Annotated in this window: 21 protein-coding genes; 6 read left to right on the top strand and 15 right to left on the bottom strand. The window is 60.8% G+C overall.

What is annotated here, in order from left to right; genetic code table 11:
- Nucleotides 1-6: 6 nt before the first annotated feature.
- The 5 genes from rbsA (at nucleotide 7) to M2367_RS06435 (ending at nucleotide 5442) form a co-directional block, all read left to right on the top strand.
- Nucleotides 7-1530, top strand: coding sequence for a ribose ABC transporter ATP-binding protein RbsA (rbsA, locus tag M2367_RS06415; RefSeq protein ID WP_259236171.1), 1524 nt, complete (start codon nucleotides 7-9; stop codon nucleotides 1528-1530).
- A complete protein-coding gene (gene rbsC, locus M2367_RS06420; protein WP_042042429.1) occupies nucleotides 1527-2492 on the top strand; it encodes a ribose ABC transporter permease in 966 nt (321 codons plus the stop codon). The genes rbsA and rbsC overlap by 4 nt, the downstream gene beginning before the upstream one ends.
- Before the next feature lie 45 nt (nucleotides 2493-2537).
- Nucleotides 2538-3413, top strand: coding sequence for a ribose ABC transporter substrate-binding protein RbsB (gene rbsB, locus M2367_RS06425; protein ID WP_259236172.1), 876 nt, complete (start codon nucleotides 2538-2540; stop codon nucleotides 3411-3413).
- 104 nt (nucleotides 3414-3517) lie between these two features.
- Complete coding sequence (rbsK, locus tag M2367_RS06430; protein ID WP_259236173.1) at nucleotides 3518-4441, top strand: ribokinase; 924 nt, start codon at nucleotides 3518-3520, stop codon at nucleotides 4439-4441.
- Complete coding sequence (locus tag M2367_RS06435; protein WP_042042424.1) at nucleotides 4441-5442, top strand: substrate-binding domain-containing protein; 1002 nt, start codon at nucleotides 4441-4443, stop codon at nucleotides 5440-5442. The genes rbsK and M2367_RS06435 overlap by 1 nt, the downstream gene beginning before the upstream one ends.
- A 115-nt stretch (nucleotides 5443-5557) precedes the next feature.
- Here the strand turns inward: M2367_RS06435 and M2367_RS06440 are convergent, their stop codons facing one another.
- The 14 genes from M2367_RS06440 to M2367_RS06505 form a co-directional block, all read right to left on the bottom strand.
- A complete protein-coding gene (locus tag M2367_RS06440) occupies nucleotides 5558-7204 on the bottom strand; it encodes a GGDEF domain-containing protein (RefSeq protein WP_259236174.1) in 1647 nt (548 codons plus the stop codon).
- Nucleotides 7201-7692, bottom strand: coding sequence for a molybdopterin-dependent oxidoreductase (locus M2367_RS06445; protein WP_259236175.1), 492 nt, complete (start codon nucleotides 7690-7692; stop codon nucleotides 7201-7203). Before M2367_RS06445 ends, M2367_RS06440 begins: the two co-directional genes overlap by 4 nt.
- A 132-nt stretch (nucleotides 7693-7824) precedes the next feature.
- Complete coding sequence (cobB, locus tag M2367_RS06450) at nucleotides 7825-8598, bottom strand: Sir2 family NAD+-dependent deacetylase (protein WP_259236176.1); 774 nt, start codon at nucleotides 8596-8598, stop codon at nucleotides 7825-7827.
- Between the two features lie 73 nt (nucleotides 8599-8671).
- Complete coding sequence (locus M2367_RS06455) at nucleotides 8672-9319, bottom strand: GNAT family N-acetyltransferase (protein ID WP_259236177.1); 648 nt, start codon at nucleotides 9317-9319, stop codon at nucleotides 8672-8674.
- A complete protein-coding gene (locus M2367_RS06460; protein ID WP_259236178.1) occupies nucleotides 9320-10561 on the bottom strand; it encodes a response regulator in 1242 nt (413 codons plus the stop codon).
- A complete protein-coding gene (locus M2367_RS06465; protein WP_259236179.1) occupies nucleotides 10545-14570 on the bottom strand; it encodes an ATP-binding protein in 4026 nt (1341 codons plus the stop codon). Before M2367_RS06465 ends, M2367_RS06460 begins: the two co-directional genes overlap by 17 nt.
- Before the next feature lie 45 nt (nucleotides 14571-14615).
- Entirely contained in the window at nucleotides 14616-14915 is a 300-nt protein-coding gene (gene ihfA, locus M2367_RS06470; RefSeq protein ID WP_005908994.1) for an integration host factor subunit alpha, read from the bottom strand.
- A gap of 3 nt (nucleotides 14916-14918) precedes the next feature.
- Nucleotides 14919-17318: a phenylalanine--tRNA ligase subunit beta gene (gene pheT / locus M2367_RS06475; RefSeq protein ID WP_259236180.1), complete on the bottom strand. Its 2400-nt coding sequence runs from the start codon at nucleotides 17316-17318 to the stop codon at nucleotides 14919-14921.
- A 12-nt stretch (nucleotides 17319-17330) separates the two neighbouring features.
- Nucleotides 17331-18314, bottom strand: coding sequence for a phenylalanine--tRNA ligase subunit alpha (gene pheS / locus M2367_RS06480; protein WP_224432855.1), 984 nt, complete (start codon nucleotides 18312-18314; stop codon nucleotides 17331-17333).
- Between the two features lie 319 nt (nucleotides 18315-18633).
- On the bottom strand, nucleotides 18634-18990 hold the full coding sequence (gene rplT, locus M2367_RS06485) for a 50S ribosomal protein L20 (RefSeq protein WP_005300683.1): 357 nt from the start codon (nucleotides 18988-18990) through the stop codon (nucleotides 18634-18636).
- Between the two features lie 14 nt (nucleotides 18991-19004).
- Complete coding sequence (gene rpmI / locus M2367_RS06490; protein ID WP_005315535.1) at nucleotides 19005-19202, bottom strand: 50S ribosomal protein L35; 198 nt, start codon at nucleotides 19200-19202, stop codon at nucleotides 19005-19007.
- An 85-nt stretch (nucleotides 19203-19287) separates the two neighbouring features.
- Nucleotides 19288-19818 carry a translation initiation factor IF-3 gene (gene infC, locus M2367_RS06495; protein ID WP_259236227.1) on the bottom strand — a complete coding sequence of 177 codons (531 nt, stop codon included), beginning with the start codon at nucleotides 19816-19818 and terminating at the stop codon, nucleotides 19288-19290.
- Between the two features lie 21 nt (nucleotides 19819-19839).
- Nucleotides 19840-21768, bottom strand: coding sequence for a threonine--tRNA ligase (gene thrS, locus M2367_RS06500; protein WP_259236181.1), 1929 nt, complete (start codon nucleotides 21766-21768; stop codon nucleotides 19840-19842).
- 397 nt (nucleotides 21769-22165) lie between these two features.
- On the bottom strand, nucleotides 22166-23044 hold the full coding sequence (locus tag M2367_RS06505; RefSeq protein ID WP_259236182.1) for a LysR substrate-binding domain-containing protein: 879 nt from the start codon (nucleotides 23042-23044) through the stop codon (nucleotides 22166-22168).
- A 170-nt stretch (nucleotides 23045-23214) separates the two neighbouring features.
- Between M2367_RS06505 and M2367_RS06510 the strand changes: the two genes are divergently transcribed.
- Nucleotides 23215-24762, top strand: a complete 1548-nt coding sequence (locus tag M2367_RS06510; protein WP_259236183.1) for an MFS transporter — start codon at nucleotides 23215-23217, stop codon at nucleotides 24760-24762.
- Between the two features lie 149 nt (nucleotides 24763-24911).
- Here M2367_RS06510 and M2367_RS06515 read toward each other — a convergent pair whose 3' ends face one another.
- Nucleotides 24912-25502 (bottom strand): tetratricopeptide repeat protein, encoded by a 591-nt coding sequence (locus M2367_RS06515; RefSeq protein WP_259236184.1) that lies wholly within the window; start codon nucleotides 25500-25502, stop codon nucleotides 24912-24914.
- Between the last annotated feature and the right edge of the window lie 123 nt (nucleotides 25503-25625).

Raw genomic sequence — 25625 nt, forward strand, 5'->3', positions numbered from 1 at the left:
GCCAAGATGAGCACAACCCCTATCCCCATCCTCGAGCTTGGCGGCATCGTCAAGACCTTCCCCGGAGTACGAGCCCTCGACGAGGCGGGGCTCAAGGTCTATCCCGGTGAGGTGATGGCCCTGCTCGGCGAGAATGGGGCGGGTAAATCCACCCTGATGAAGGTGCTGACCGGCATCTATCAGGCCGACAGCGGCACCCTCAGTTATCGCGGTCAGCCGGTACGTTTCAAGGGGCCCCGCGACTCCCAGGATCAGGGGATCAGCATCATCCATCAGGAGCTGAACCTGCTGCCGGGACTCTCCATCGCCGCCAACATCTTCCTCGGCCGCGAGCCCCGCACCCGCTTTGGCAATATCGACCATGGCCAGTTGCGTGCTCGCGCCGGCGCCCTGCTGCAGCGGCTCGGGGTCAAGCACAGGCCGGACACCCGGCTCGGCAACCTCTCCATCGGCGAGCAGCAGATGGTGGAGATAGCCAAGGCCCTGTCGTTCGATGCCAGCGTCATCATCATGGACGAGCCCACCGATGCCCTCACCGACACCGAGACGGCGCAGCTGTTCACCGTGATCCGCGAGCTGCGTGAACAGGGCTGCGGCATCGTCTACATCTCCCACCGCTTGAAGGAGATCTTCGAGATCTGCGACCGGGTCACGGTACTGCGCGATGGCAAGTGGATTGGCGAGCAGCCGGTGAGTGAACTCGACGAAGACAGGATCATCGAGATGATGGTCGGTCGTCGGCTGGAAGAGCAGTACCCGCGTCTTAGCCGCGATCTTGGCCCCGTCAGCCTGATGGTCGAGGGCGTGGCGGGCCCCGGGGTGCGCGAGGTGAGCTTTACCCTGCATCAGGGTGAGATCCTCGGCTTCAGCGGCCTGATGGGATCGGGGCGCACCGAGCTGATGAAGCTCATCTATGGCGCCAGCCCTCTGAGCGCCGGCCAGGTCGAGGTCGACGGCCAGCCCCTCAGGCCCCGCAGCCCGGCCGATGGTCTGGCCGCTGGCATTGCCTATATCTCGGAGGATCGCAAGGGTGATGGCCTGGTGCTGGAGTTGTCGGTACGGGAGAACATGAGCCTGTGCGCCCTTGGGGAATTCAACAAGGGCGGCCGCATCGACGGCAAGGCCGAGCGTCAGGCGGTAGAGGACTATGTGCGTCTGTTCAACATCAAGACCCCGAGCACCGAACAGCTCATCAAGCTGCTCTCCGGTGGCAACCAGCAGAAGGTGGCCATCGCCAAGGGGCTGCTCACCCGTCCCAAGGTGCTGATCCTCGATGAGCCGACCCGCGGCGTCGACGTCGGCGCCAAGAAAGAGATCTACCAGCTCATCAACCGCTTCAAGCAGGAGGGGATGAGCATCATCCTGGTCTCCTCCGAGATGCCGGAAGTGCTCGGCATGAGCGATCGCATCCTGGTGATGCACGAGGGGCGCATCAGCGCCGAATTTGATACCAAAGACGCCAATCAGGAGAAGCTGATGGCGGCGGCGGTCGGAAAACAGTGGCAAGTAGCACAAGAGGCGATTTCATGACAACCCAGACCCTGACCCGCACCGGCTTCCTGAGCAAGCAGTGGTGGATAGAGAACAAATCCCTGGTGGCGCTGCTGGTGCTCATCGGCGTGGTCTCCTTCTTGAGCCCCAACTTCTTCACCGCCGACAACCTGCTCAACATACTGCGCCAGACCTCGGTCAACGCCATCATGGCGGTCGGCATGACGCTGGTCATCCTGACCGCCGGCATCGATCTGTCGGTCGGCTCAGTCCTGGCTCTGTGCGGCGCCCTGGCCGCGACCATGGTCGCCATGGAGCTGCCCATCGCCCTGGTCATCCCCCTCACCCTGGGGGCCGGAGCCCTGCTCGGCGGCGTCAGCGGTCTCATCATCGCCAAGGGCAAGGTGCAAGCCTTCATCGCCACCCTGGTCACCATGACCGCCCTGCGTGGCGTGACCATGGTCTATACCGAGGGGCGGCCCATCTCCACCGGTTTTAGCGAAGGGTCCGATCACTTCGCCTGGCTCGGCACCGGCTATCTGCTCGGTCTGCCGGTGCCGATCTGGCTGATGGCCATCGTCTTCCTGCTCGCCTGGTACCTGCTCAACCATACCCGTCTGGGGCGCTACATCTATGCCCTGGGCGGCAACGAGTCGGCCACTCGCCTCTCCGGCATCAATGTGGACAGAGTCAAGCTGGCGGTCTATGCCATCTGCGGCGCCCTCTCCGCCCTGGCAGGCCTCATCGTCACCTCCCGCCTGTCGTCGGCACAACCCACCGCGGGCATGGGGTATGAACTCGACGCCATCGCCGCCGTGGTACTGGGGGGCACCAGCCTGATGGGGGGCAAGGGGCGCATCATGGGCACCCTGATAGGCGCGCTCATCATCGGTTTCCTCAACAATGCCCTCAACCTGCTCGACGTCTCCTCCTATTACCAGATGATCGCCAAGGCCAGCGTGATACTGCTCGCCGTGATGATCGACAACAAAAGCAAATAACGACAACCACACGCACCCATAACAAAAAGCACAAGGAATGAAACGATGAAAAAGCTCAATACCCTGCTCGCCGCCGCCATCATGTCCGTGCTGGGCACCGCCCAGGCAGCCGATCACTCGTTGGCCATGGTGGTCTCCACCCTCAACAACCCCTTCTTCGTCACCATGAAGGAAGGCGCCGAGGCCAAGGCCAAGGAGCTCGGTTATGAGCTGGTGGTGCTCGACTCCCAGAACGATCCGGCCAAGGAGCTCGCCAACGTGGAAGATCTGACGGTGCGCAAGGTGAGCGCCATTCTGATCAACCCCACCGATTCGGACGCGGTCGGTAACGCCATCCGCCTGGCCAACAAGGCCAATATCCCGGTGCTGACCCTGGACCGCGGCGCGGCCCAGGGTGAGGTCAAGGCCCACATCGCCTCCGACAACGTGGCCGGCGGCAAGCTGGCGGGCGACTTCATCGCCGAGCAGCTAGGGAGCGGCGCCAAGGTCATTCAGCTCGAAGGGATCGCCGGTACCTCGGCGGCCCGGGATCGCGGCGAGGGCTTCGCCCTGGCGGTGAAGGGTCATCAGCTGGATGTGCTGGCCTCCCAGCCTGCCGACTTTGACCGTACCAAGGGTCTGAACGTGATGGAGAATCTTCTGGCGGCTCACCCGACCGTCCAGGCCGTGTTCGCCCAGAACGACGAGATGGCGCTGGGTGCCATTCGCGCCGTACAGGCCGCCGGCAAGCAGGTGATGATCGTCGGTTTCGATGGCACCGATGATGGCAAGGCCGCGGTCGCCCGTGGCAAACTGGCCGCCACCATCGCCCAGCAGCCGGCGCTGATCGGTGCCATTGGCGTCGAGACCGCCGACAAGGTACTCAAGGGCCAACCGGTAGAAAAATCCATACCCGTTCCCCTGCAAGTGGTCAGCAAGTAACAGTAGCTGGGGGAGGCTAGCCTCCCCCTCTCAGTCGAACACAATCAGCGGTGTCTCTCGCCTTGGGCAGTCCCAAGTCAAGATGCATCAAGGGAAGCAACATTATGAATCGTCTCGTTGTTCTGGGCAGTGTCAATGCCGATCACGTGCTGCGGGTGCCGCACTTTCCCCGCCCGGGTGAGACCCTGGCCGGTCACAGTTACCGAGTGGTACCCGGCGGCAAGGGCGCCAACCAGGCGGTCGCCGCCGCCCGCCTCGGCGCCGAGGTATCCTTCATCGCCCGCATAGGGGCAGATGCCATAGGCCGCGAGATGCGCGCAGGCTTTGCCGAGGATGGTATCGACGTCGGTGCGGTGGAAGAAGATGCCACCCTGCCCACCGGCATCGCCATCATCTATGTGAGTGATGAGGGGGAGAACAGCATAGGCCTCTCCGCCGAGGCCAATGGCGCCCTCTGCCCGGCCATGGTACAGCGCCATGGTCGCCTCATCGCCGAGGCGCACACCCTGCTGTTGCAGCTGGAGGTGCCGCTGGAGAGCGTCTTCGAGGCCGCCCGTCTGGCCCGCGCCGGTGGCACCCGGGTGGTGCTCAATCCGGCGCCTGCCCAGCCCTTGCCTGCCGAGCTGCTGGCGCTGGTGGATCTCATCACCCCCAACCAGACCGAGGCCGAGCTGCTGACCGGGGTGGCCGTCACCGATGAGGCGAGCGCGGCTCAGGCGGCGGCCCGCTTCCACCAGATGGGGATCAGCGATGTGATGATCACCCTGGGGGCCCAGGGGGTCTATTGCAGCAACACCCGGCAGCAACAACTGATCCCGGGCTTTCGGGTCGAGGCGGTGGACACCACGGCGGCCGGGGATACCTTCAATGGCGCCCTGTTGGCCGCCGAACTGGCGGGGTTGGACTTTCCAGCGGCGGTTCGTTTCGCCCATGGCGCCGCGGCGCTGTCGGTGACCCGGCTCGGCGCCCAGAGCGCCATTCCCCACAAGGAGGAGGTGACCGCCTTCCTCGACGGGCAGCAAGGCTGATGGCCAACATCAAGCAAGTCGCGGCCCAGGCCGGGGTCTCCACCACCACGGTGTCCCACGTCATCAATGAGACTCGCGTCGTCGCCGATGCGACCCGCGAGCGGGTCTTCGCCGCCATGGAGAGCCTCAACTATGCCCCCAGCCTGGTGGCCCGCAGCCTCAAGGTGAAAGAGACCAACAGCATCGGCATGCTGGTCACTACCTCCAGCAACCCCTTCTTCGCGGAAGTGGTGCGCGGGGTGGAGCGCTACTGCTTCGAGCAGGGTTACAACCTGATGCTGGGCAACACCGAGGGCCAGACCGAGACCGCGCTCTCCTACCTCAAGATGATGCTGCGCAAACGGGTGGATGGGCTGCTGATCATGTGCAGCGAGGGGCAGCAGGAGGTGTTCAACCAGCTCGACTGGCTGGATAACCTGCCGGTGGTGGTCATGGACTGGGGGCTGGACAGCGACAGGGTCGATCTCATCGCCGACAACTCTCATCTGGGCGGCTACCTGGCAACCCGCCACTTGATAGGGCTGGGTCACAGGGACATTGGCTGCATCATGGGCCCGGCCGGACGCGCCCCTGCGACCCAGCGCCTGGCCGGTTTCGAGCAGGCGATGGAAGAGGCCCAGCTGGCCGTGCGCCCGGCGTGGCTGCAAGCCGGTGAGTTCGATTGTGCCAGCGGTTTCAATGCCATGCAGACCCTGCTGGCTCAACCTGAACGGCCGAGCGCTCTGTTTGTGTTCAACGACATGATGGCCATGGGGGCCATCAGCGCCATCCATCAGGCCGGGCTCAGGGTGCCGGAAGATATCTCCCTCATCGGCTATGACAATGTCGAGCTGGCCCAATACCTGTCACCGCCGCTCACCACCATCAATCAGCCCAAGGAGGCGCTGGGCCGTCTTGCCGTGACCCGGCTGTTGGCTCGCATCAATGGTCAGCAGATAGAGAATCGCTTGATCACCCTGGAGCCAAATCTGGTGATCCGTCAATCCTGCCGCCGCCTCTAAGGCCCATGCAGCCAAACAACAGAAAGGGAGCCCAGGGCTCCCTTTCTGTTGCTCCGTCATATCTGTATTCCCGACATAGCAAGCCGCTTGCTGCCCCGGCTGGGCGGGACAGCTCTCACCGCCGGGCAGACCTGAGGGTCTTGAGGCCAATGGCTTGCACCAAGGGCTGAAAGGCCGCAGCCTCCTCTTCGCCCTCACGGCACGGAGTCCAGTAGGCCAGCGGCCAGCCCCCTCTTGCCAGGGCCAGGGTGGCGCTGCCAATCTCCTCCAAAGCCAGCACCAGGCCTGCCTTGAGCACCTGCTGCTTGAGCTCGGCATCGTCTCTGGCCAGATAAGGCAAGCCTGCGATGAAGCAAGCCGGCGTCAAGGTCACCAGAGGGCTGCGCAGCAGTCGAAGGAGCTGCGTCTTGCTCAGCCCCAGCAGCAAGGGCTGCGACGTCATGGTATGCGCCTGGGCCAGTACCCGGGAGAGTACCTCCTCGAGCAGGCCGGACTCCTCCAGCCAGTTGAGGCTGCATGCCTCTCCCTGCCCCCAGTTGAGGCTGAGCCGCATCGCTACCGGTTGAGGATGATGGGCCTCCATCATGGGTTCCAACACCAGGGTCAACGGCATGCCCAGCCCCCGCTCCAGCCAGATCTGCAACCCTCTCACCCGGTTATGGCGCAGTTGCAGCTGGCCGAGCATGGCATGGCTGAATTGCACCAGATCCCCCTGCTGGCCCCCCTTGGCCTGATTGAGGGCCAGGATGCAGTGATCGATCAGCCTGTCTCTGTCTTCCCCCCGCTGTGCCAGCGCCAGGCCGAGGCGACAGGCGAGCTGGAAGCTGCTCTCCCTGGTGCGAAACTCGAACGCAAGCAAGGCGATCAGCTCCTCTGCCCGGGCGAGGCAACTCCCATCATCGGGACACTGGTCGAGCACACAGGCAAATTCGTCACCGCCGAGGCGAAAGGCATCACCATGGGGCCAGGCATCCAGCTTGTCGGCAACGACCTGCAACAGGCGATCACCGACCTGATAACCCAGCTGATCATTGACGAGTTTGAAGCGTTTGAGATCCAGAATGACCAGTGCCACCAACGGGGCACGGCTCAGGCTGACATCGAGCCGCTCGTGCATGGCAAGCCGATTGCCAAGCTGAGTGAGGGGATCGGTGCGAGCCTGACGACGATTGAGCACATTGGCCCGCACCAGCGCAGCCACCAGCAGCACACCGGCGACCAGCAAGGTGAGTTGCCAGACCTGCAGCAACAGCATATTGCGACGGATCTGGGTGATGGAGGCCTCCCTCGCCTCCCCGGTCAGCACCACCCGGCTGATCTGCTCGAGCCGTTTGGTGCAAGCGATCAGATGCTTTTGCATGTGATCGAGCTCGGGCCCCTCCACCAGCTTGCCTGCATCCATTTGTGACTCGATCAGCTTGAGATCAGCCAGCAGATCATTGGCGATACCTGCCAGACCAAGCTGGCCACGCACGACCCGGGTCTCATCGCTCACCAGGAAGACATCGATCCGGTTCCAGAACAGATCGTACTCGAGGGAGAGGGTCGCCATGTCCCCCACCCCGGCGCGGTAGAGCTTCAACTCATAGAGGAAGCGCTGTGAATCGAGCAGCAGCTGATGAATGTTCCAGTGGGAGCCGCGATAGAAGTAGTCGACCAGCCGTTCATGCTTCTTCTGCAGCATCAGCCCCCAGATGGAGGAGCCGATAAACAGCAGACAGACCCCTATCAGTAGCGGGTTTTGCAGCGAGCGCCGTGTCAATCCAATATCTCTAACCGGACAATCTGCCACACCATCGAGGCCTGCACATTGGGATCTTCACTCAATTTGGGGTGATCGGAGAAGGGCACCAGCAGCCAGAGCGGCCCTTTGTTGCGGCGGGTCAACATCTTGCCATTCTCGCTCATGGCCAGGATCAGCGGGTAGTCGGCATAGTCCGAGAGCCTGACCTCATGGCTGTAATTGTTCAGGGCCACCACATTGATCCGGTCGGCATTGGGGCTGATCTGCCTGATCAGGTCGCGCAGCAAGGGGCCGCGATAACTATGCTTGCCCTTGGTCCAGGGGGTTTCCGTTTCGAAGGCAACCTGAGGCAGGGATCCCAGTTCGTGGAGCCCATACTCTCTGCTGACACCACCAGGGGCGGTCAACGTCAGAATGGGGCTCTGCGCGGCCTGCGCCCATGGCGCCATCACACCGCTCAGCAGCAAGGCGGCGACCAGCCACCTGGTGAATATGTGTCTTTGCATCCAGCACCCCTCTATTGTGACATCCATCAACACTGTCTCATTCGAGTGTGCTGACATATCATCGGGAGTGCAACTTTATTGGCTTTGCTGAATGAAAATAGTGAGATAAATCAGTGGCAGACGACTCCCGCGTCAGAGGCGATCCCTCATCTCCATCCAATCCTCCCCGGAGACGGGCTTGGGTTTGTGTACCCCGCAACGTTGCAGCAGCTCATCGACATAGGCTGGCACCAAGAGGGAAGCGGGGCCATAGCGTTTCTCATCGAATTGGCTCTCCAGTTCGCTCGGCTCCAGATTGAGCTCTATGGTGTGGGCACCATTGAGGCCTGCTTCATGGACAAAACCCGCCGCCGGATAGACGGCCCCCGAGGTGCCGATGGAGATGAAGAGATCGCATTGTGCCAGGGCGCCATAGATGCGATCCAGACCCAGAGGCATCTCGCCAAACCAGACCACATGGGGGCGCAGCGGCTGGGGAAACTGACAGCAGGAGCAGAGTTCCTCCTGATGCAAGTCACCACGCCACTCGATGACTTGTCCCGAGACGGGGCAACGCGCCCTGAGCAGCTCGCCATGCATATGGATAAGCCGCTGGCTACCCGCCCGCTCATGCAGATTGTCGATGTTCTGGGTGATCAGGGTGATCTGTTCGGGGTAGAGACGCTCCAGCCGCGCCAGTGCGTAATGGGCCGGATTGGGATGGATCTGCTCTTGCTGCAACTGTTGGCGGCGGGCGTTGTAGAAGCCCTGCACCAGGACGGGATCCCGATGGTAGCCCTCAGGGGTGGCCACGTCTTCCACCTTGTGCTCCTCCCAGAGGCCATCACTGGCACGAAAGGTCTTGATACCCGACTCGGCCGAGATACCGGCCCCGGTCAGTACCACTATGTGTTTGGGCGCTTGCATGCACAACTCCTTGACGCAGCCGATGGAGAGACCTTAACACAGGCGCCCTGAGGGGGCCTATTCGCCCTTGGTCTTAGAACCGCGCGGTGGGGGCAGTCCATCGGCCAACACCCGGCAACCCCAGCCAGGGATCCAGCACGCTGAGATCGAGCCGCACGAAGATGAGTTCACGCCCCGTCACCAAGGTGAGCGGCAGCCCCAGACTCTTGAGCAGCGCCAGCATGGGTCTGTTCTGGGCCAGCACCTCGGCGGTCCACTCGCGAATGCCCTCCCCCCGCGCCAATATGGCCAGGGCCAGCAACAGGCGACGACCCGCACCCTTGTGTTGAAAATGATCGGCGACGATACAGGCAAACTCGGCTCTGTCCGGATGCAGGCGACGACGGATTGACTGAGCCTGAGCCAGGGGGGCGCCCCGGCTGTCGCTGAGCAACAAGGAGATCTGTCTATCCCTCGGATACTGGAGGAAGAAGGCCACCTGCTCGGCGGTGGGATGCTGCTTGGCGCGCATGAAGCGCAGGTAGACGCTGTACTGACTCAGCTCCTCGAACGCTTGCACGATGCGTGTCTCATCGGCGGGCCCCAACTCCGTAAGGTGGCACACCGTCCCCCCTAGGGTCATTGCCAGCGGCAGATCGGCACGGGTCAGCGCCGGCTGCCAACCGGCGAGTCCGCGCGCAAGCCGGGCCTCGTCCTGGGGCCAGCAGAGATAACGGATCACCTACCAGTATCCCGCCGCACCCCGGGTGCGCCAACTCTCCTCATCCAGCAACTTGACGCTGTCATCCAGATAGATGTCGATGCCTATCTCACGAACCCGCGCCATAAAGCGGCCAAGCAGAGAGTCTGGCCCCGCCCGCTCCCACTCCTGCAAGAGAGGCTGGCCGAGCAGCAACTGCTGAAACGGCAAGCGCTCGAGCAGATCGAATGGCAAGTGCTCGCCATTATCGAGCAACAGTGCCAGCTTGACCCCCGCCAGACTGGCTTGCAGCACCAGGGCGAAGGCGGCCTGATCCCCGAGCAGGGCATCCCGGCGCTGGATCACCAGGGTGAGCGCCTGAGGCGTGCGATCCAGGCTGTCAAGCCAGGCTTTGAGTGCTTGCCAGTCAGTTGCGCAGCCGGTGAAAGGCAACCAGTGCGCGCCCTGCAAGGGGGGATTGGATTTGAGAGAGAGTGTGCCTATCCCTTGCCCCTGCCAGTTGCGCACCGTGCGGCGCAGCCCCTTGAGCCGCCGCAGCCGCTGGTTGCCAAGATAGAGCCCTTTGAGCTGGCGCAGCAGCTCTTCGCCCTGGAGCGGCTTGGCGAGGGCGGCCAGCACATTGAAACCGGCGTCATGGAGCAGACGACGGCTGCCATCGATCAGGGTCTGCTCATGGGCGGAGAGCAAGATGATCGGCAAGCTCTGATATTGACGGTTGGCAAGCAACAGACTGATGGCATCCTGCTCCGCCAGACTCAAGTCACAGAGCAAGAGCCGGGTCTTGCCCTCGGCCAGGAGCGCCAGGCAGCTGGCGCCATCTTGCACCCAGCGGCACGGCAGACCCAGCTGCTGGATCTGTTGCTGCAACTGGGCACCTTGAAAAGGGTGGTCTTCGAGCAGCAGCAGCTCGAAATCTGCCAGCCAGGCGAGCCACTGCTGCTGACGCAGCGCGAGGGCCGCCTGCCAATCCTGGCTGAGACGGCAAACCCCCTCGTGATCCTGCGTCATGGCGGTAAAGTACTCCGTGCCAGCATGCTCGCCTGGGTCATACAAGGCGATGGCACCGGTGGCAAACAACCCTGTCCATTGCCAGCTGGCATCGGGTCGGGCACGCCACAGGGAGACATAGTCGGGTAACCCCGCAGCCTTGGCCGCCTCATAAGCGTTATTATCCAGGGCATACAGGGTCAGGGTATGAAAACCGGACTCCTGTTCTGTCGGGGATTCCAACAGAGCCATCAGCTCTTCATCTGTGATGATCATCAGTTTGTCTCTCGGTCAGCTGGTGCGCCGTCTCATCCAGGGCCTGGCGCAGCAACAGGATCAGGGGTAGCTCGGGCTCCCTGTGCCAGCGAGCCATCGCCTGCAGCAGAGGCTGGGCCGCGACCATTTTCGCAGCCCCCCTGATCTTGTGTAAATACGCATCTCTCTCAGTGGCTTGTTGGCAGGCAAGGGCCTCGGCCAACTTGTCGATGTCTGCGGTGGTGGTGGTCAGGTAGAGAGCGATCAACTCATCGCTCAGGAGTGGCATGGCCAACCGACCCTCAGGGATAGGGCTCTGCCTGTCCGGCGCAGACCCAGTCCGGGATCCCGGCTCATCCCCAGGGGACGGCAATGCCCGCGGGATCCGGTGCAGCAGCGCGGCCAGGGTCTCCAGACGCAGGGGTTTTTCGAGGCGACCAGTGCAACCGCAAGCCGTCAGGCGCAGCACCGCCTGCTCACTCACATCGGCGGTGACGATATAGATGGGCAGTGCCTTGTGCTCGGCAGTAGCCCTGAGTTGCTGGCAGAGCTCGGCGCCATCCATCAACGGCATCTGCAGATCGGTCAACACCAGATCCACGGGGTGTTCCCGCAGCATGTCGAGGGCCTGCAGCCCATGGTTCGCACACCACACCTGGGCGCCGAGCTGACGGAGCTGCATGCTGATCAGCGCTCTGTTCATGTCGTGATCCTCGACCAGCAACACCCGCAGTCCCACCCCAGCCTGGGTCAGATTGACGCTCATGGCCTCGCTGACATCCTCTTGCAACAGGCTCACCAGGGTGCCGGGTATCCAACTCTTGCCCTGCCAGCGCCAGGTCAGCAAACCATGCTCATCGAGCTGCGTGCCAAGGCAGGGGATCCCCTCCTCCGGTGCGACCGGCGTCAACCCATAACGGGCCAACCAGGGATCCACCCCCTCGCGCTCACTATCCGGCAAACTGATGGCCAGCCGCGTGACGGTGCTCTCCCTGGCTGCCTCCGTATCCGATACGAGCAGAGGCACTTTGCCGGTAAAGCGGCTGCCGCCACCCAGACCCGGGGTCATGGCAATGGTGCCGCCCATCTGTTCGAGCAGTTGGCGACAAATGGCCAGGCCGAGTCCGGTACCCTGCGCCCTGAGTTGACCACTGACCTCCCCCTGCTCGAAGGGCTCGAACAGTCGCGCCAGCAACTCTGCCGCAATGCCGGGTCCCTGATCGTCAACCCCGAGCCTGAGCCAGGATTTGCCCCCATCGAGTTGCAGATCGGCCCACAGGCAGACAGTGCCCCGGGTGCTGAACTTGATGGCATTGGAGAGCAGGTTATGCAGCAGCTGCTGCACCCTGTGGGGATCAATCTCGACCCGGTTGGGCAAGTCAGCGCTCAATTTCAGCCTCAACTGCAGGCCCTTGTTACGCGCCTTGGGCCAGTGCACCGCAATGACACGCTCGCACAACAGCGCCAGATCCGTCGGTTGTGGCGCCAGGCTCAACTTGCCGCTCTCATTGCGGCTGAAATCGAGCACATCATTGAGCAGGCCGAGCAGCTCATCCCCGGCCTGACGCACACTGGTCACGGCCCCCTGCTGCTGATCGGACAGAGGGGTGGTCGCGAGCCACTCCAGCCAGCCGAGAATGGCATTCATGGGGGTGCGTATCTCATGGCTGATGGCCGCAAGGAAACGACCCTTGGCCTGCATCGCCTGCTCCGCCCTGGCATGGGATCGTTGCAGGGCCTGCTCCTGAGCCACCCGCATGGTCACATCCAGCACCACGCCGTAGACCCGCCAGCCATCCTCATCCAGGCGCCGCCCCCGGCCATGGAACTGCAACCAGCGCAGCCCTTCGGCGGGATGTTGATATCGCAGGACATAGGAGAAGGGCTGACCCGCCTCCAGCATGGCGGGCATATCCACCTGCAGCTGATACCTGTCTCTGCCGTTCAGGGCGGCCAGGGCATCAAGGGGCTCACGGCGCAGTCGATTGTTCGATACCCCGAGCAGCTCGAAGCTGCCACGACTGACAAATTCCAGCTCGCCGAGGAGACCGTCGCGCAGCAGGAACTGCACCACCATGCCGGGCACCGTATTGGTCAGCGCCCGCAAGCGCCGCTCCGCCTGGCGTGAGAATCGCTCCCGCTCGCGCAGTGAGCTGATATCGGAGAGCGCAATCAGCTCCCCGGCGGGCCCCTGGTGGCCGAGGCGCAGCGGTATCTGGGCGTAGGAGAAGACCCGCTCTCCCAGGGTCAACTCCCCCTCGGTGGCACCCTGTTCGGGGGCCGGCAGGGTCAGCGGGCCTGGATGACGGGCCTCCAGCCGTTTGCCACGTTTATTGCGCTTGATGATGTCGCCGTTGCCATCCCGCAGGAACACGGGGACCGGCAGGGCCTGGAACAGGGACTCACGAAACCGGCTCTCGACGGCCAGAGCCTGTTCCGCCGCCAGACGCTGGGCCACCTCCTGGGAGAGCTGCTGGCGAGAGCGCCAGATCAGCATTATCACGGCGGCGCTGATCAACAGCGCCAGCAGCACCGAACCGAACAGCACCCAGTAGCTGACGCCACTCTGCTGGGTGAGGGTGAGCCTGTGCCAGCGCTGGGTCAGCTCCGCCATCTGCTCGCGGTTGAGAGTCATCAACCCCTGATCCAGCACGCTGGCCAGCAACAGATGCTGGCGGTTGACCGCAAAGCTCAGGGCAAAGCTGTCATCGAGTTCACGCACATTGAGTTCGGTCAACTGATTGCTGCGCAGGGGGTATTGCAACTGGTACAGCTCGCTCAGCAACCAGTCCGCATTGCCGCTGCGCAGTTCGCTCAGGCCCTGATCCACATCATCGACCCGCACCCAGGCGGCATTGCCATAGCCGGAGAGCATGTCCGGATCATAAAGGCTGGTCGGCACCAGCACCCGCTCGCCGCTCAGCTCGCTCAGTCGCTTGATCTGCCTGGACTTGAGGGAAACCAGGGCGAAACGGTTCTCGGCGATGGTGCGGGTAAACTCGAACTCCTGACCAAGACGAGGGGATTCGAGCAGGCCAGCCATCATGTCGGCCTCCCCACGCCTGAGTTTGTCCAGCGCCTCTTCCCGGCTGGCAGCGGGCACTGTCTCAAACCGCAAGCCGGTCTGCTGACCCACCCAGCGCAGCACATCGCCACTCCAGCCCCTGAGCTGGCCCTGATCATCGACGCCGCTATAGGGCATCAAGTCCGGGTTGATCACCAGCCGCACCCGGCTACCCCGCCCTGCCAGCCAGGCCTGCTCCTCATCGGTAAAGTGCACCGGGTTGATGGTCTGCTTGCCATCGGCCAGATAGCGCTCCAGATCCTGATAGAGGGCGCCCGGGGTCAGATAGCGAATGCCGGTGTCGACCAGGCGCTTCAGCTCGGGCTTATCCCCCATCTCCAGCCGGTAGCCAATGACCCAATCATCACTGCGCAGTCGCCTTAGCCGCAACCCTTCGGCCGGGTTTTGCCGCATCAGATGGCGCAGTTGCAAATAGTCGCCCAGATAGGCACTCCCCTCGCCGGCCTTGAGTGCCTCAAACCAGCGATCGGGATTGGCGAGGGTCAGCTGAGTGGCTCTGGGGTAGAGCCGGCTCAGACGTTTGCTCTGCTGCCAGACGGGGGATACCAGAAAGATGGCGTTATTGAGTTTGCCGCGGTAGAGAATGGCGGACTCGGACTCGAGTATGGTGCGGCTATAGAGGTAACCCGCGCGGGGTGTCGGGGCAGGACCTATGCTCGGCACCAGATCGCAACGCCCGGATCGCAACCCGTCCCGAACCGCTTCCCAGCTGTCGAGTCGTATCTTGACCAGAGAGATCGGCAGTGTGTTGGCCAGCCTGTCGAGTTGATCCATCAAAAACCCCCCCTTCTTCTCCAGATAGGGGGAACGCACCAGGCTGGGATAACAGAAGGTGAGCTGGTCAATGGACGAGGCATAGTGCTGGGTCGAGGGGGGCAACGGCAGCACCATGGCGTGAGCCGTGCCGGCCAGCAGGCTGGCCAACAGAAAAATCGCGCGGATCATGACATAGCAAAAGCCAGGCAGACGCCTGGCTTTTCGTTAGTTAACTCAAGACTCATTGGGTTCGACCGTCTCAACCCTGGCCTTGAGTTTCTGGCCGGGGCGGAAGGTCACCACCCGACGGGCGCTGATGGGAATATCTTCGCCCGTCTTGGGGTTACGTCCTGGACGCTGGTTCTTCTCACGAAGATCAAAATTACCGAAGCCCGAGATTTTGACTTGTTCGCCGCGTTCCAGCGCCTGTCGGATCTCCTCAAAGAAGGCTTCCACCATATCTTTGGCTTCACGCTTGCTCATCCCGAGCTGGGTGAACAGGTGCTCTGCAATGTCGGCTTTGGTAAGCGCCATAGATCAATCCCTCAAGGATGCATTCAACTCTTCACCGAGGGCCCGCACGACATTGTCTACGGTCTCGGCAATCTCTTTCTCCTCCAGGGTGCGCTGGGTGTCTTGCAATACAAGACTGATGGCCAGGCTCTTCTTGTCCTCTGCCATACCAGCACCCTGGTATACGTCAAACAAGTTTATTCCAACTAACTGATTTCCGCCAACTTTTTTAATTACTGCGAGCACATCACCGGCCAGAACCGCAGCGTCGACCACCACGGCGATGTCGCGGCGGTTGGCCGGGAAGCGGGACACTTCGGCCGCAACCGGCACCTTGGCAGGGATCAGCTTGTTCAACTCCAGCTCGAACATGATGGCACGGGTCTTGAGACCCAGCTTCTTCTCGAGGCTCGGGTGGATCACGCCGATGTGGCCGATGACGGCGCCGTTGCGCAGTATGGCCGCGCTCTGGCCAGGGTGCAGGGCGCTGTGCTCGGTGCGCTCGAAGCTGAAGCTGGCCCCTTCGGCGGTGAGATCCAGCACGGCTTCCAGATCCCCTTTCAAATCAAAGAAGTCGGCGCCGCGGCTCTTGATGTCCCAGTGCTCGTCGCTCTGGTTGCCGGTGATGATGCCGGCCAGCATCGGCTCCTGACGGATGCCGTTTTCGGCACGCTCGTCCTTGATGAAGCGCAAGCCCTGCTCGAACAGACGCACACGGCCCTGCTGGCGGTTCTGGTTGTAGACCACCGCCTGCACCAGCCCCGGGAACAGAGAGACGCGCATGGCGGACATCTCGACCGAGATTGGATTGGGCAGCACCAGGGCATCGCTCTGGGGGAACAGAGCCTGCTGAGCCTTGGGATCCACGAAGCTGTAGGTGATGGCTTCCTGGAAACCGCGGTCGACCAGCAGGTCACGGACCCGCTTGAGGGTCACCTGGCCTTCGGCCTGTTCAACCATCGCCAGAGAGGCGGCCGGTTTCAGATTCGGGATCTTGTTGTAGCCGTAGATGCGGGCCACTTCCTCGATGAGGTCTTCCTCGATGGCGATGTCGAAACGCCAGGAGGGGGCCAGTGCGGTCCAACCGTCGGCATCCACCGTCACCTGCATGCCGAGGCGGGTCAGGATCTCAAGCACCTGAGCATCGGCCACGCTGATGCCGATCACCTTGTCGAGCTTGGCACGGCGCAGCTTGATGGGGGCAGCCTTGGGTAGATGGGCATCGGATTTGACCTCGATGACGGGGCCCGCTTCACCGCCGCACTCTCCGCCACAAATGTCCAGCAGCAGACGGGTGGCTCTGTCCATCACCTTGGCTTGCAGCTCGGGATCGACCCCGCGCTCGAAGCGGTGGGAAGAGTCGGTATGCAGACCGTAGGCACGGGCCCGGCCGGTGATGGAGAGCGGCGCGAAGAAGGCGCACTCCAGCAGGATATCGGTGGTGGACTCGGACACACCGGTGCGATCACCGCCGAAGATACCGGCCATGCAGGCAGGGCCTTGTGTATCGGCAATCACCAGGGTGGTCTCTTTGAGCTTCACCTCGGTACCGTCCAGCAGGGTCATCGGCTCATCGGCCTTGGCGCGGCGTACTACCAATTCCCCTTCCAGCTTGGCCAGGTCGAAGGCGTGCATCGGCTGACCATATTCCAACAGCAGGAAGTTGGTGATGTCGACGATAGCGTCGATGGAGCGAATGCCGCCACGGCGCAGCTTCTCTTGCATCCAGAGCGGGCTCTGGGCGTGCAGGTTCAGCCCCTTGATGACGCGGCCGAGGTAGCGCGGGCAATCCGCCGGTGCCTCGACCCGGATCGGGAAGGTCGCATCAATGGTGGCAACGGCAGGCGCCCAGACAGGCTCGACCACGTCGGCGCTGTTGAGCACGCCAATCTCGCGGGCCAGACCTGCAATGCCGAGGCAATCGGCCCGGTTCGGGGTCAAGTCCACGTCGATGGCGACGTCGTTCAGATTCAAGTAGTCGCGAATGTCGGTGCCGATGGGGGCATCACTCGGCAGCTCTATGATGCCGTCGGCTTCGACGTCGATACCCAGCTCGCTGAAGGAGCAGAGCATGCCGTGAGACGGCTGGCCACGCAGCTTGGCCTTCTTGATGGTGAAATCACCCGGCAGGGTCGCCCCGACCTTGGCCACGCAGACCTTCAGGCCAATGCGGCAGTTCGGCGCGCCGCAGACGATGTCCAGCAGCTCGGCTTCGCCCACGTTGACCTTGGTCACCCGCAGCTTGTCGGCGTCCGGATGCTGGCCACATTCGACCACTTCGCCCACCACCACATTGTTGAACTGGCCGGCGACTGCCTCGATGGCGTCCACTTCCAGGCCGGCCATGGTGATCTGCTCGGCCAGTGCGTTATCACTCAACTCGGTGCGGACCCACTCCATCACCCAGGATTTACTGAATTTCATGTTCTCTCGCCCTTACTTGAACTGCTTGAGGAAGCGCAGATCGTTTTCGAAGAAGGCACGCAGGTCATTGACCCCGTAACGCAGCATGGTCAGGCGCTCAACGCCCATGCCGAAGGCAAAGCCGGAGTATTTTTCCGGATCGATGCCGACCGAACGCAGCACGTTCGGGTGCACCATGCCGCAGCCCAGCACTTCCAGCCACTTGCCGTTCTTGCCCATCACGTCCACTTCAGCGCTCGGCTCGGTGAACGGGAAGTAGGAGGGACGGAAACGAATGGTCAAGTCTTCCTCGAAGTAGTTGCGCAGGAAGTCGTGCAAAATCCCCTTCAGCTCGGTAAAGCTGGCATGCTCGTCAACCAGCAGACCTTCGACCTGATGGAACATCGGGGTGTGGGTCATGTCGTAGTCGTTACGATAGACGCGGCCCGGCGCAATAATGCGAATTGGCGGCTGTTGCTGCTGCATGGTGCGGATCTGCACACCTGAGGTGTGGGTACGCAGCATCAGATCGGGATTGAAGTAGAAGGTATCGTGATCGGTACGCGCCGGGTGATGAGCCGGAATGTTCAGCGCATCGAAGTTGTGGAAGCCATCTTCAATCTCGGGACCGCGCTCCACTTTGAAACCCATCTCGCCAAACAGACGTTCGATGCGCTCAATGGTGCGGGTCACCGGGTGCAGACCACCGTTTTCGATGCGGCGGCCCGGCAGGCTGATGTCGATGGTCTCGGCGGCCAGCTTCTGGTTCAGCTCCTGGGCGGCAAGATCATCGCGGCGCGCATTCAGGGCATCTTGCACCTGCTGCTTGGCCTGGTTGATCACGGCGCCGGCTGCGGGACGCTCCTCGGCGGACAAGGCACCCAGGGTCTTCATCTGCTCGGTAAAAAAGCCTTTTTTACCCAGATATTTGACCCGGATCTCGTCGAGGGTCGCCACGTCATTGACGCCCTCAATTTCGGCCTTGGCCTGGCCGACTACTTCTTCAAGCTGTTGCATGTCTTCCTCGTCACCACTCCCGAAACAGGAGCCTGTAGGCTAAATAAGGTCAAGAGGGGGATAATACAAAAAAAGCCCCTTGGCTGACCATAGTTAAGGTAGCCTTTTCTCCCGAGAAATCATTTTGTTATCGGGTAAGAGGCTGACTTGCTCCCCTCCCCCCGTTAAATATGGGGCGACAACACTAGTTTGTTGGCATATGTGACATCATATTGCAGATATACGGAGGTAACAGTCGGGTCTGGTAACAGAATTCGATGAATTGCAGATACAAAAAAGGAGGCCTGGGCCTCCTTTTATCTTTCATAACAGAACCGGATTAAACCAGCGCTGCTTTAGCCTTTTCAACCAGGGCGGTGAAAGCCAGCTTGTCGTGAACAGCGATATCGGACAGGATCTTGCGATCGATTTCGATAGACGCTTTCTTCAGACCGTTGATCAGACGGCTGTAGGACAGACCATTCTGACGGGCTGCAGCGTTGATACGTGCAATCCACAGCTGACGGAACTGACGCTTTTTCTGGCGACGGTCACGATAGGCATACTGACCAGCTTTGGTTACCGCTTGTACCGCTACGCGGTAGACACGGGAACGGGCGCCGTAGTAACCCTTGGCGGCTTTCATTACTTTCTTGTGACGAGCGCGAGCAGTCACACCACGTTTAACTCTTGGCATTTTTCACATCCCCCTTATGCGTACGGCAGACAAGCGACAACACGTTTGTGGTCGGCAGCAGAAACCATGAACTTCGGCCCCAGCTTACGCTTACGCTTACTGCTCTTCTTGGTCAGGATGTGACGCAGGTGGTTATGCTTGCACTTGAAGCGACCTGAGCCAGTCTTCTTGAAGCGCTTTGCAGCACCCCGGTTGGTTTTCATCTTCGGCATTTTATACTCCGCATTGTGAGTGACAACAAAATCGCAAGGCGAACCGACTCATGGGGCGAACCCATGAGTCAATTTCTTGTGGGCCTTAAGATTTCTTCTTAGGTGCGAGAACCATCACAGCTTGACGGCCTTCGACTTTCGGGAACGACTCGACTACGGCCAGCTCTTCCAGATCGTTCTTGACGCGCTCCAGTACCTTGATACCAAGATCCTGGTGAGCCATTTCACGACCGCGGAAGCGCAGGGTGACCTTCGCCTTGTCCCCGTCTTCTAAAAAGCGAACCAGGTTGCGTAGTTTTACCTGATAGTCGCCTTCGTCTGTACCAGGACGGAATTTGATTTCCTTGACCTGGACAACTTTCTGCTTTTTCTTCTGTTCTTTGGTGGTCTTGCTCTTCTCGTAGAGGAATTTGCCGTAATCCATGATTCGGCAAACGGGCGGTTCAGCATTAGGGCTGATCTCGACCAGATCTACTCCAGCCTCAAGGGCCAAGTTCAGTGCATCATGGATTTCGACGACGCCCAAGGGCTCACCATCAAGTCCAGTCAAACGAACTTCTTTCAGACGAATCTCGGTATTGATCCGGTGAGCGCGGGCTTGCGGTTGCTTGCCCAGTTTTTTTCCGCCTTTTATAGCTTATTCCTCCACTTTCTTTTGTCCGCGGGTCTGAACTTCCTGGGACAGTAGAGCGATTAGCTCTTCAACAGGATAAGTGCCCAGGTCAGCCCCTTTACGAGTCCGTACTGCAATCTGACCGGCTTCAACTTCTTTATCGCCACAGACCAGCATGAAAGGTACTCGTTTCAAAGTATGCTCGCGGATTTTAAAGCCAATCTTCTCATTTCTCAAGTCCGCTTTTGCACGAAGGCCCGCATCATTCAATGCTTTGGCCACTTTTACGGCATAATCGGCCTGATTATCCGTGATATTCATCACCACGGCCTGAGTCGGTGCCAACCAGGTAGGGAACAATCCTGCGTACTCTTCGGTCAATATGCCGATGAAGCGCTCGATGGACCCCAAGATGGCGCGATGTATCATCACGGGGACGTGACGCTCGTTGTCCTCGCCCACATAAGTGGCGCCCAGCCGACCTGGCAGGGCGAAATCGAGCTGCACTGTACCACACTGCCACGCACGATCCAGGCAATCGTGCAGGGTGAATTCAATTTTAGGGCCGTAGAACGCCCCTTCACCCGGCTGCAGATCGTACTCCAGGCCATTCAGCACCAGGGCTTCGGCCAGGGCCGCTTCGGCGCGATCCCAAGCTTCATCTGAACCGATGCGCTGTTCCGGACGAGTCGAAAGCTTGACCACGATATTTTCGAAGCCAAAGGTGCCGTAGACGTCATAGACCATACGGATACAGGCCGAAACCTCTTCCATGATCTGATCTTCGGTACAGAAGATGTGAGCGTCATCCTGGGTAAAACCACGGACTCGCATCAGGCCATGCAGGGAACCGGACGGCTCATTGCGGTGGCAGGAGCCGAACTCGGCCATGCGCAATGGCAGGTCGCGATAGGACTTGAGGCCCTGGTTGAAGATCTGCACGTGACCCGGGCAGTTCATCGGCTTGATGGCGTACTCACGGTTCTCGGACTGGGTGGTGAACATGCCTTGGGCATATTTATCCCAGTGACCGGAGCGCTCCCACAGCACGCGATCCATCATGGAGGGGCCTTTCACCTCCTGATAGTCATACTCACGCAGCTTGGTGCGCATGAAGGTTTCCAGCTCACGGAAGATGGTCCAGCCATCGTTGTGCCAGAACACCATGCCGGGGGCCTCTTCCTGCATGTGATACAGGTCGAGCTGCTTGCCTATCTTGCGGTGGTCACGCTTGGCGGCCTCTTCGAGGCGTTGCAGGTAGGCCTTGAGCTGCTTCTTGTCGGCCCATGCGGTACCGTAGATACGCTGCAGCATCTTGTTGTTGGAGTCGCCACGCCAGTAAGCGCCGGACATCTTCTGCAACTTGAAATGGTGGCAATGACGCATGTTGGGCACGTGGGGACCACGGCACATGTCGACATACTCTTCGTGATGATAGAGACCGGGCTTATCATCACGGGCGATATTCTGATCCAGGATCTCGACTTTATAGCTCTCGCCACGGGCAGCGAACACATCGCGCGCCTCCTGCCAGGAGACCCGCTTCTTGACGACGTCATAATCCTTGTCTGCCAGCTCGAGCATACGGGCTTCCAGTGCAGCCATGTCCTCTTCGGTCAGGGTGTGATCGAGATCGACGTCATAGTAGAAGCCGTTGTCAATGACAGGACCTATGGCCATCTTGGTCTGCGGCCAGAGTTGCTTGATGGCATGACCGAGCAAGTGCGCGCAGGAGTGACGCAGGATCTCGAGACCCTCTTCGTCTTTGGCGGTGATGATGGAGAGCTGGGCGTCGGCTTCGATCAGCTCGCAGGCATCCACCAGTTCACCGTTCACCCGACCGGCAATGCACGCCTTGGCGAGGCCGGGACCTATGTCCGCGGCGACGTCCATGACGGAAACGGCCTGGGCAAATTGACGTTGACTGCCGTCAGGCAGAGTAATGATTGGCATGATTGCTTCCTTGACAGTGGTGACCCCTACCAAAGGCCACGTGTGAATTGAAAATATCCTTTAATATCAAGCTATTAACTTTGATGTTTCACCGTTCACAATACGGCTGCTACACGCGGTGATACGCACCTTACTCCGTGCGAGGCTATCCATTAACGGGGACAGTCGAGGATTGTATCAGACGTGACAACCCAGACAAGTTTGAATGGTCGCTATCTGGGGTCGAGAGGAATCCATTGCTCAGCGGCCACCATGTGGCTCATCGCGCCCGACATGGACAATCAACTCAGCCTTATCACGCTGGCACAGCGCGAAAAGTAAAGCATATGACACCATCAGGCAGAAGATGTTGGCACGCCAATAAGCGCAATGGGAGACCCCCGACAGAGGGCTATTTTCAGAATGCCACACTGGCATGCGCTGGTACGCGGTGCTCCCGATACACAGCAACCAGTGTCCGCAGGGCATCGCGCGAGCGGTGATCCGTCAGGGTCGAATGGAGCATGATCCTCGATGAGGGCAACGCGGGCAGACCCAGAGACTGCCCTACTTCCACCGCATCGGGTGGCGCCAGACGGCAAGATAACGCAGCGACAGCCAGCCCGGCCGACACCGCGGCCATGACGGCCGAATGACCTCCGCCAACAAAGACTTCACTCCACTCAATGTCGGCACCACTCAGTGCTCGAATGGCGATGTCGCGCACACCACAACAAGGTGCGAGGGCGGCCAGCCGTACCGGTTTCCCTGGCTGATGATAGAAGCCGGGGGCGGCAAACCAGCCAAAGTGCTCCGGCCCCAAATCTTCACCACTGCGGCGATCATCTTCCTGGCGGACAATCACAGCGTCGAGCGCCCCTTCGTCAAAGGCGTTGAGCAAGCTGCGGGAATTCTCCAGCCGCACTTCGATAGTCAGGGCGGGATCGCGCTCGCTTAACCGTGCCAACAACAACGGGATCTCGGGCCCCGCCACATGCTCGGCAATGCCCAACCGAAAGCGTCGGCTTTCACAAACCAGTGCGGCCATGGCGCGGTCATGGGCGGCAACGAACTCACGGGCCGGATTGAGAAAGACACTGCCCTGCGCCGACAGCCGCACCAGCCTGGGGGTGCGTTCGAGCAGTTTGTAGCCGAGTCGATCCTCCAGGCGCTTCAATTTCACGCTGATGGCGCCCTGGGTCGTCCCCAGGGCCTCGGCGGCTCTGGTGAAACTCTGAAAATCAGCGATGGTGACGAATGCCAGCACCGACTCCACATCAAGCACCTGTCGAGTCATGAACCATCCAAATTTGTTGTCTCTGATATACCCAACCATACCATTGAGCAATAGTTCTGTATTCCCTAACATCCTTCACCGAGGTGTCGTACGTGTCTTTTTGCGTGCGACCCGGTCTTGAGGTGGCGCCTAACAGGCCCCCCCATGTTCCCATCATTTGAAGGTACCCCATGACACTGTCACCAAGACGCCAAGGCTCCTTTGCCCTGGCTGCCGTCTGCTTGTCCGCGTTGATGCTGGGACTGGAGATTTCCAGCGTTCCGCCCATTCTATCCACCATAGAGCAGGTCATGGGAGCCAGTTTCCGGCAGCTCCAATGGATCATGGCCGCCTATACCATTGCGATGACAACCATCCTGATGGGCGTTGGTACCCTGGCCGACCGTTACGGTCGTAAACGCATCTTCACCATCGGCATTCTTGCCTTCGGCGTCACGTCGCTCATCTGTGGACTGGCCGAGAGCGCCGCCGTGTTGATCGTGGCACGCTTTCTCCAGGGATTGAGTGCTGCGATGATGCTGATCTGCCAGATTGCCATCTTGTCCAATCAGTTTCGGGATGGCCGTGAACGCGGCGCCGCCTTTGCCTGGTGGGGGATGGTGTTCGGCGCCGGTCTCGGCTTTGGCCCGATAGTGGGTGGCGCCATCCTGGCGCTGGCGAGCTGGCAATGGGTATTTCTGATCCACGCGGTCCTGGCCGTCATGACCTTGCTGCTGAGCCAGATAGGGGTGCAGGAGTCCCGCGATCCTCATGCGACCCACCTCGATATCAAAGGGATCGCCACCTTGTCGGTTGCCGTGTTCTGCCTGGTCCTGTTCGTCACTCAAGGTCCGGTGCTTGGATTTGGCAGTGCCGCCGCCATGAGCATCATAGGAATGTTCATGCTGAGCTTCGCCAGTTTCGTGGTCGCCGAGCGAACCAGCCGTAGGCCCATGCTGGAGTTCTCAATGTTTCGGGTGCGCAACTTTTCCGGTGCCTTGCTCGGATCCATGGGGCAAAACTTCAGCTTCTGGCCATTCATCATCTATCTGCCGATCTATTTCCATGTGGCTTTGGGGTATGACAACGTGCAGACCGGCCTCGCCCTGCTGGCCTACACCTTGCCCACCCTGTTCATCCCGCCACTGGCTGAACGCTTGGCGATGCGCTATCAAGCCGGCATCGTGATCCCTGTGGGGCTATCGATCATCGGCATGGGCTTCGTGCTGATGAGAGCTGGCAGCCAGTCTGCCCAACCGGGCTGGCTGCTCTTGCCGGGGGCCGTCTTGGCAGGAATTGGGCTGGGTTTAACCAACACCACAACCACCAACACTATTACCGCCGCAGTATCAGCCGAACGGGTAGGCATGGCGTCGGGAGCAGATACCAGCGCCAGGATGATCTCGCTGGCATTCAACATCGCCGTGATGGGGTTCATTCTGGTTGAAGGCATCATGGCCTATCTGCGCAACAAGCTGGGTATTGTCGAGGGGGCGAGCCTGCGGCTTTTCGCGGAAAAAATAGCCGCCGGGGATATCACTGTGCTGGAGCAACATAGCGCCTTGCTGCCGCACATCGCCATCCCCGCCGAAGCGATCAATGAGGCTCTGGTCGCCGGATTTGGCTGGGTCATGGTTTATGGGGCGGCCAGCGCCTTCCTGCTGGCAGCGATCAGTTTCTTCATCTTTTCACCCGGGAGATCCGTGCAACGCAATCCCGAGATGCCGCAGAACACCTAGCAAAGGCCGCAAAGGGCGGGAAACTGCACCACCCTGTGGGCTAACTCACGCCAGGAGACGAGTCATGCGCCCCAAACAATAAGGAGGTCTGGTAGTTGATGGCAGACCTCCTTCTTTCGCAGCTCAAGCCAACCCTGTAATTAGCCGGATCAGCTGGCCCCAACCAGCAGCGGCTGCCAGTTGAAATCGAACTGGCTCTTGCCCTCCTCCGCCAGTGTCAGCTCCTCCAACACCCGCAGCGCCATCTTGTTGCCCCCCTGGGCGGCCTGAAACAGCCACTGCCTGGCCTGAACCAGGTCCACCCGGCCATTGACCCCCATCAGATGCAAAATGCCAAGCTTGAGCATGGCGGGCACATCACCGTTGCGGGCCGCCAGATCCATCCAGTGAAACGCCAGCGCCAGATCCTGCGTCACCCCATGACCGCGCAGATAAACCTCCCCCAAGCGATATTGACCAAAGGCATCACCCCCCTCGGCAGCCTGGCGATAGAGGCGAATCGCCTCAGCCACATCCGCGGTACTGCCCTGCCCCAGCTCGTGGCTCCACCCCATCAAGGCCTGCGCTCTGGGTTCTCCCGCCTCGGCTTTCAACTGCCAGATCCCGACGGCTTGACTGAAGCGCCCCTGTTGCCAGGCGCGCTGGGCACTGTGCATCTCGTCTGCACCATCCGGCAGCAGACGCCAGATCAGCACACCGGTCAGGCCAATGAACAACCAGCGGTAGCGTGACTTTGTCATAAGGAGTTCCGTGATCCAGTTCGCATTTGGTTTATGTAAACGAAATGTAATCTGGAACGCAAGTCTGAGCAGTCTCGGGGGTTTGCGTCAGCCCCTGGCCCCTCCCCATCCTCATTGGATGAG

The organism is Aeromonas sp. BIGb0445 (genome assembly GCF_024809075.1).
GTDB classification, from domain to species: Bacteria; Pseudomonadota; Gammaproteobacteria; order Enterobacterales; family Aeromonadaceae; genus Aeromonas; species Aeromonas rivuli.

What these genes read in the sequence shown, in the direction of transcription:
- M2367_RS06505 (WP_259236182.1), bottom strand. Translation starts at nt 23,044, where the DNA reads ATGACTCGACAGGTGCTTGATGTGGAGTCGGTGCTGGCATTCGTCACC.
- M2367_RS06515 (WP_259236184.1), bottom strand. Translation starts at nt 25,502, where the DNA reads ATGACAAAGTCACGCTACCGCTGGTTGTTCATTGGCCTGACCGGTGTG.
- M2367_RS06445 (WP_259236175.1), bottom strand. Translation starts at nt 7,692, where the DNA reads ATGCAAAGACACATATTCACCAGGTGGCTGGTCGCCGCCTTGCTGCTG.
- rpmI (WP_005315535.1), bottom strand. Translation starts at nt 19,202, where the DNA reads ATGCCGAAGATGAAAACCAACCGGGGTGCTGCAAAGCGCTTCAAGAAG.
- rplT (WP_005300683.1), bottom strand. Translation starts at nt 18,990, where the DNA reads ATGCCAAGAGTTAAACGTGGTGTGACTGCTCGCGCTCGTCACAAGAAA.
- pheS (WP_224432855.1), bottom strand. Translation starts at nt 18,314, where the DNA reads ATGCAACAGCTTGAAGAAGTAGTCGGCCAGGCCAAGGCCGAAATTGAG.
- thrS (WP_259236181.1), bottom strand. Translation starts at nt 21,768, where the DNA reads ATGCCAATCATTACTCTGCCTGACGGCAGTCAACGTCAATTTGCCCAG.
- rbsK (WP_259236173.1), top strand. Translation starts at nt 3,518, where the DNA reads ATGAATCGTCTCGTTGTTCTGGGCAGTGTCAATGCCGATCACGTGCTG.
- M2367_RS06460 (WP_259236178.1), bottom strand. Translation starts at nt 10,561, where the DNA reads ATGATCATCACAGATGAAGAGCTGATGGCTCTGTTGGAATCCCCGACA.
- ihfA (WP_005908994.1), bottom strand. Translation starts at nt 14,915, where the DNA reads ATGGCGCTTACCAAAGCCGACATTGCAGAGCACCTGTTCACCCAGCTC.
- rbsB (WP_259236172.1), top strand. Translation starts at nt 2,538, where the DNA reads ATGAAAAAGCTCAATACCCTGCTCGCCGCCGCCATCATGTCCGTGCTG.
- rbsC (WP_042042429.1), top strand. Translation starts at nt 1,527, where the DNA reads ATGACAACCCAGACCCTGACCCGCACCGGCTTCCTGAGCAAGCAGTGG.
- M2367_RS06510 (WP_259236183.1), top strand. Translation starts at nt 23,215, where the DNA reads ATGACACTGTCACCAAGACGCCAAGGCTCCTTTGCCCTGGCTGCCGTC.
- rbsA (WP_259236171.1), top strand. Translation starts at nt 7, where the DNA reads ATGAGCACAACCCCTATCCCCATCCTCGAGCTTGGCGGCATCGTCAAG.
- pheT (WP_259236180.1), bottom strand. Translation starts at nt 17,318, where the DNA reads ATGAAATTCAGTAAATCCTGGGTGATGGAGTGGGTCCGCACCGAGTTG.
- M2367_RS06435 (WP_042042424.1), top strand. Translation starts at nt 4,441, where the DNA reads ATGGCCAACATCAAGCAAGTCGCGGCCCAGGCCGGGGTCTCCACCACC.
- M2367_RS06465 (WP_259236179.1), bottom strand. Translation starts at nt 14,570, where the DNA reads ATGATCCGCGCGATTTTTCTGTTGGCCAGCCTGCTGGCCGGCACGGCT.
- cobB (WP_259236176.1), bottom strand. Translation starts at nt 8,598, where the DNA reads ATGCAAGCGCCCAAACACATAGTGGTACTGACCGGGGCCGGTATCTCG.